We start from the raw sequence: 6,101 nt of genomic DNA on the forward strand, positions 1-6,101 counted from the left end.
CGGATCGGCCGACGAGGTGGCCTCCCCGCCCGGCGCCGTTTCGGTACCCGGCACCCTCACCGCCAGCAACAAATTGGACTCGTGCATCCGCCAGCGGTAGCCGACGCCGAAATCGATCGGCTGGGCCCGCGTGAACAACTCGGAATAGCGCTCCTGGTAGCGGCCGGGGAATTCGTCGATCGGCCCGAGATAGCGGCCGAACGGGAAGAACCGCCATTGCCGCGCGCCGTAGTTCGCAAGCGGAATACCGGAATCGTCCTGGATGATGGTGGCGCTGTTGGCGAGCAGCCAGTCGCGAACGACGGTGAAGTTTCCGGAGTGCATGAGATAGGACGCACTCTTGAGCAGGCTGTTGCCGGGCCCGAGCGTCTCGCAGAATTTCAGGAATCCGGTGTTGCGCGCGCCGGCATTGGAGAGGTCGGTCGAGAAATAATGCAGCGTGCGCGCCTCGCCATCGCTGCCGGCGAAGGTGATGCGAACGCCGCGCGTCGCGTTGCGCCCCGGATTGTCGTCGCCGACATGCAAGCCCCCCTTGTCGTCGAGCGCGATCATCTCGACGTTGCGGATGGTCTTGCCGGAGCGCGCGAGGAAGACATAGAGGATCGGCAAGGTCCCGTTGACCTGGTTGGCGTGCAGGTCGACCTTCATCTGCTTGGTGATGAAGAAGGAAAAGCTCAGGATCGAGCCGAGCGAGCGCTCGACATTGTAGAGCGCCGCGCCGACCGCGCCGCGCGGCAGCCGCGTCAAATCGGGCACGGCGCCGACCGGCTCCAGCGCGCCGAGCACGTAGGTGCTGGCCTTGGAATGGAAAGCGTTGGCGTAGAGGAAATCGGGGCCGCTGAACATGTAGAACATGGTCGGCCGGGGCGCGGCGAGATTGACGTCGGCCCAATCGCGGATCTTGGAGAGCTGGCGCTGTTCGAGCTGGGCGAAGGCGCCGTCGAAGAACTTTGCATGGCGCTGCCAGCCCGGATCCTTCGTGAGCGCCACCAGCGGCGAGTCCGCCGAAGGCTGCATGCCCGCGAGGAAGCGCGCGGTGTCGTCGAAGCTCACCTCGGCGGCGTGCGCGGACGAGACGGCCGCAGCCAGCAGGGCAAGAGCTGTGGCCGCAATTCTGAGGGGACGAAACATGTCTATGCGCGATCGTGTGAATTGCCAGCGGCGACCGGCCGCCTGCGGAAAACAGCATAAATCAACAGGCCCGAGAGCATGACGAGCATCCCCGCGAGCGACTGCAGCGGCCGCTCGGTCAGCAGGTAGTACATCATGAACGCGGTCACGAGCAGGAAAACCAGCGGCGTGAACGGGTATCCCCAGGCGCGATAGGGTCGCGGCAGATCGGGATCGGTGATGCGCAGCTTGATGACGCCGGCGACCGTGAAGAACGAGCAGAACAACAGTGCGAACTGGATGAAGTCGAGCACCGCCTCGAAGCTGCGCGTGAACAGCAGCAGATTGGCGACGGCGAGCTGGAACAGGATCGCATAGGCCGGCGCGCCGCTCGCCGATCGCTTCGAGAACACGCGCAAGGCGGGAATGTCCTCCCCCATCGTCATCATCACGCGCGGGCCGATCCACATCATGGCGCTGATCGAGGAGATCAGGCCAACGCAGATCATCGCGCCGACGATCCGACCACCGAGGCTGCCGAAGATGGCGCTGCCGGCGACGCTGGCGACATCGAGCTGACCGGCAAGCGCACCGACCGGCGTCGAATGGAGAAACACCGCGTTCAGCGCGACGTACAGCACGAGCACGATCAGCGTCCCCGCCAGCAGCGCGCGCGGCAGATTCCGCTGCGGCATGTTCATCTCGCCGATGATGTAGGTCGCGGCGTTCCAGCCCGAGAACGAATACATCACGAAGACGAGCCCGATCGCAAACGGCGCGCTGACGATGTGGGCGAGATCGCCCGGCTGCGGCGTAAACGTGATCGGTTGCGGGGCAGCGATGACGAAGCCGGCGACCAGGAAGGCGACGATCAGCGCGACCTTGATGATCGTCGCGATCAGCTGGAAGGTCGAGGAGTGCCTGACGCCGGTCAGTTGCACGAGCGAGACCAGCCACACCACGGCGATGGCGAGCGGGATCGGGGGCAGATCGGGCACGACAGATTTGGCGTATTCGCCGAACGCCATCGCGGCGAGCGCAACGGGCGCGGCAAAGCCCACCGTCGCCGACACCCAGCCGGCGAGAAAGCCGAAGGCGGGATGATAGGCGCGACCGAGGAAATTGTACTCCCCGCTCGAGCGCGGAAACATCGCCCCGAGCTCGCTATAGGCGAACACGCCGCACAGCGCGACGATGCCGCCGACGGTCCACAGCAGCAGGATCGAAAAGCCGGACGGAATGTCCTTGACCTGGAAGCCGAGGCTGGTGAAGACGCCGACCCCGATCATGTCGGCCACGACGATGGCGGTTGCGACCAGAACTGAGACCCCGGTCCCGCTTCCGGTCAGCCGGCCAGTCCAGGGCGCGGTTCCCGCATTTGATGCCGTCATCGGGGTCCTTAACCTCAGGCGTCATGCCTCATGGGCGCATCGTGCAGGTTGGCCCAGTCAATTCAAGCAGGGTTAACAAGGGCTAAATGAGGCGACGGAAGCGGGTAATAAAGCACCGCTTATCCCGCCCCCGAGCGATAAAGCGGCGCCCGCCCCGGCATCCTCCCCACAATCAGGACACGATTGCATGGTCCTTTTGAGCGTTCCGGATGTGGGGAAGTTTCTCCGGACACTTAACGTCACCTAAACGCCAGCGGCGCAATTGTCTTGAGATGCCGATGGACGTGACTTTGGGGTCATGGGTGGATGGTCGGGGCCGTTCCGAAATTGAGAGCTGACATGCGTGCCGACCGGACGACGTCCGGTGCGCGCGGTCATGCGCTCCGGATCGGCCTGATCTCAGCCTTGGTGCCGCTGTCCCTGACACTGGTTCAATGCGGCAAGGCGCCCAATCCGGCGGCGCTCGCCGCGAACTCGCAGGCCAATGTTCAGGTCGTTGCGAAGACAAATCAGCAAGTCGCGAGCGGCGACACGTTCGAGGATCGCTTCCCGGCTCCGCAATTCGGGGAGCGCTTTCCCTCGGCGAGCGAGAGTTTTCTGCAGCGGCAGATGTCGGACTTCTCGCCGAAGCGCGCCGTGCAGCAACCGTCGCCGGAGCAGGCTCCCTACAGGGTCGCTTCGCTCGAGCCGCAGGTCCCCTACAAGCGTTCGCCCCGCGACGACCTGACGACGCTCGTCAGCATGAAATCGTCGGCCTTTCCCTATTTCGGCAACAACCCCGCCTCCGACGCGCCGTTCCTCAACATCGCCAAGGGCGACCGCCGCGGCCATCGCAGCTATTCCGGTCGCGTGTTCTGGCAGGACGAGACCTACAATGACAGCCGCGTGCTGATGCACGTGCCCGAGCATTTCGACGTCCGCAAGCCGGGCGTGATCGTGGTGTTCTTCCATGGCAATGGCGCGACGCTCGAACGCGACGTGCGTGATCGCCAGCTGGTGCCGAAGCAGGTCACCGATTCCGGCGCCAATGCCGTGCTGCTTGCCCCACAGATGGCGGTCGATGCCGCCGATTCCAGCGCCGGCAAGTTCTGGCAACCGGGCGGCTTCAAGCGCTTCATGGCGGAATCGGCCGACCACCTCGCCCGCGTTACCGGCGATCCCAACAGCGCCCGCGCCTTCGCCAACATGCCGATCGTGATCGTCGGCTATAGCGGCGGCTTCCTGCCGACGGCCTGGAGCCTGGAGGTCGGCGGCATCAGCGACCGCGTCCGCGGCGTCGTGCTGCTCGACGCCGTCTATGGCGAAATGGACAAGTTCGCGTCCTGGATCGAGAGCCACCGTTCCGGCTTCTTCGTCAGCGCCTACACCCGCCACACCGCGCGGCGCGACCGCGAGCTGATGAGCATGCTCCGGCAGAAGGGCATCAGTGTCGCCGAGGACATGGACGGCCCCTTGCGTCCCGGCAGCGTGGTGTTCGTGGAGACCGGCGACGGCATCACCCATCGCGACTACGTCACCCGCGCCTGGACGCGGGATCCACTCAAGGACGTGCTGGTGAAGATGTCGGCGACGCCGGCGCTGGCGCTGACCCGCGTGGCGGCCACCAGTTCCGCCGCATCGAGCCGATAGGTTTGGATATTGGTGCAGCCGGTGTCCGGCTGCATTGCCTGCAATTCCCTCAGGCTCTGATCAAAATGTAATGTTGATGGTCGAAATCCCCGGAAGCCACCGGATTGCTTCCGCCAGCAAGGCTCATACTTTGCCGGCCAGTTTGTGATTGGAATTTCGCGGGGACAGGCAGTGCGTCAGGGATTGTACAAGGTCGACTTCCACACCGTTCATGGAACGGGCTGCGGCGTCGTCTACGTGATGGATGGCAAGATGCGCGGCGGCAATTCCGCTTTCGCCTTCATCGGCACCTATACGGGCGAAGGCGACAGCATCAAGGTCAAGATCTCGACCCAGCGCTACAACGACGACCCCTCCTTCAAGGCTCTGTTCGGCACCGACCGGATCACGCTGGCGCTCGCCGGCCGGGAGGACGGCGACAACGCGGAATTCGAAGGCAACGCGCTGCAGGCGCCGGGCGTTGCCTTCCGGGCCGTGCTGAGCCGGATCAGCGACTGAGCATCAGCTCATTCAAGATTAGCTCTTGTAAGTATTAGCTCTTGGGCAGCTTCGGAATGCTCTCGGCAAAGCCGTTGAAGCAGGCCAGCCGCTCGTCCTCTTCCTTGAAGAAGCGGCAATCGGCGTAGCCCTTGGCCTTCGCCGGCTTCGGCTTCGGCGCTGGCGCGATCACCGCGTCGTAGCAGTTGAGGCGGTCCTTGGTGCCGTCGTCGAGCTCGAGGCAGGCCTGGAGCCGGGCCGCGATCGACTGCGGCTTGCCCTTCGGCGCTGCGGCCGGCTTGGCCGCCGCCTCTTTGGTCCCTTTGGGCTTGACCTGCACCAAGGGCTTGTCCCCCACCATCGGTGGCTTGTCGGCTTGCGCAAACGCGGAGGCTGAATAGAGCACCGCGGCAACCGCCAGAATCATCCTCATTTCAGTCAACTCTCTTTGGTCCCCATGACCGGCGTTCTAGCGCTCCCGCGCGCGGTTTGCCAAGCACATTGCGTACACGAAGCCGCGGGATTCAGGCCGTTGCAGCCGCAGGCCGGGGCCGGGTCAGGACCACCAGGATCAGCGCCAGCACGACGAAACCGACCGCGACGAAGCCGAGCGCATGCAGGAGTCCGCGGGCGAACAGCAGCCCGCCGACGGCGGAGCCGACCGCCTGGCCGATATAGAGAACGGACGTATTGAGCGCGACGGTTGCCGATGCCAGTGGCGGCGCGGCCGCCACCAACCGCACCTGCTGCATCGAATTGGTCGAGGCAAAGCCGAGGCCCCAGATCGCGACTCCGACCGTCATGAAGGCAAGCGTGCCCGCGCCGAGCGCCCAGCCCGTGATGCCCGCGAGCAGCAGGCAGGTGAACAGCAGCGAGGTCCGATAGGGGCCCGAGGTGTCGACGATGCGGGTGGCGATGACGACGCCGAGGAAGCCGCAGACGCCGTAAACCGCGAACACCATGCCGATCGCATCGGGACCGGCGCCAGTGAGCTTCTTGAGCAGCGGGCCCATGAAGGTGAACACCACGAACTGCCCCGACATCTGCAGCATGGTGATCGCCAGCAGCAGCAGGATCGTCCTGTTGCGGCCGACCTCGCGCCAGGTCTTCAGGTCCACCGGCGCGCCCTTCAGGCCTGCCGGCAGCCGCAGCAGCAACAAGAGGAAGCTGATGCAACCGAGCACGCCGATCTCGCCATAGGCCGCGCGCCAGCCGTAGCGGCTCGCAATGAAGGTGATCAGCGGAAGGCCGACGGCGGCAGCCAGCGACCAGCCGAGGAAGATATAGGCGATGGTGCTGCCCCGCCGCTCCACCGGCACGATCAACGCCGCCGTGCCGGCGGCCTGCGGCGTGTAGAGCGCACCGACCGCGAGCATCACGAGACGGATGGCGAGAAGACTGGTGTAATCGGGTGCAAAGGCCGAGGCGAGATTGCCGAAGGCGAGCACCGCCAGCGTCGTCGTGAGCAGCGTCCGCCGTTCGATGCGGCTCCCC

Annotated in this window: 6 protein-coding genes; 2 read left to right on the plus strand and 4 right to left on the minus strand. The window is 65.1% G+C overall.

The genetic code is table 11. The features are described from left to right. Together IC66_RS0133170 and IC66_RS0133175 are read right to left on the minus strand one after the other, a co-directional pair. Positions 1–1,131: hypothetical protein (locus IC66_RS0133170; protein WP_049806703.1), on the minus strand; the 1,131-nt coding region annotated here is incomplete at its 3' end. A gap of 2 nt (positions 1,132–1,133) precedes the next feature. After that, complete coding sequence (locus IC66_RS0133175) at positions 1,134–2,501, minus strand: APC family permease (protein WP_028141109.1); 1,368 nt, start codon at positions 2,499–2,501, stop codon at positions 1,134–1,136. A 339-nt stretch (positions 2,502–2,840) separates the two neighbouring features. Here IC66_RS0133175 and IC66_RS0133180 point away from each other — a divergent pair, with 339 nt between their 5' ends. After that, positions 2,841–4,130 (plus strand): alpha/beta hydrolase, encoded by a 1,290-nt coding sequence (locus IC66_RS0133180; RefSeq protein WP_049806704.1) that lies wholly within the window; start codon positions 2,841–2,843, stop codon positions 4,128–4,130. A 171-nt stretch (positions 4,131–4,301) separates the two neighbouring features. Then, entirely contained in the window at positions 4,302–4,628 is a 327-nt protein-coding gene (locus IC66_RS0133185; RefSeq protein WP_038950525.1) for a GrlR family regulatory protein, read from the plus strand. Positions 4,629–4,662: 34 nt separating this feature from the next. Here the strand turns inward: IC66_RS0133185 and IC66_RS0133190 are convergent, their stop codons facing one another. Then, positions 4,663–5,040, minus strand: a complete 378-nt coding sequence (locus IC66_RS0133190; protein WP_028141112.1) for a hypothetical protein — start codon at positions 5,038–5,040, stop codon at positions 4,663–4,665. A gap of 91 nt (positions 5,041–5,131) precedes the next feature. Beyond that, positions 5,132–6,101: MFS transporter (locus IC66_RS0133195; RefSeq protein ID WP_038950526.1), on the minus strand; the 970-nt coding region annotated here is incomplete at its 5' end.

This window comes from Bradyrhizobium genomosp. III (assembly GCF_000261705.1).
GTDB classification, from domain to species: Bacteria; Pseudomonadota; Alphaproteobacteria; order Rhizobiales; family Xanthobacteraceae; genus Bradyrhizobium; species Bradyrhizobium ottawaense.

Bases quoted from the DNA above. Each gene is read 5' to 3' on its own strand.
- IC66_RS0133175 (WP_028141109.1), bottom strand. From the start codon at position 2,501: ATGACGGCATCAAATGCGGGAACCGCGCCCTGGACTGGCCGGCTGACC.
- IC66_RS0133190 (WP_028141112.1), bottom strand. From the start codon at position 5,040: ATGAGGATGATTCTGGCGGTTGCCGCGGTGCTCTATTCAGCCTCCGCG.
- IC66_RS0133180 (WP_049806704.1), top strand. From the start codon at position 2,841: ATGCGTGCCGACCGGACGACGTCCGGTGCGCGCGGTCATGCGCTCCGG.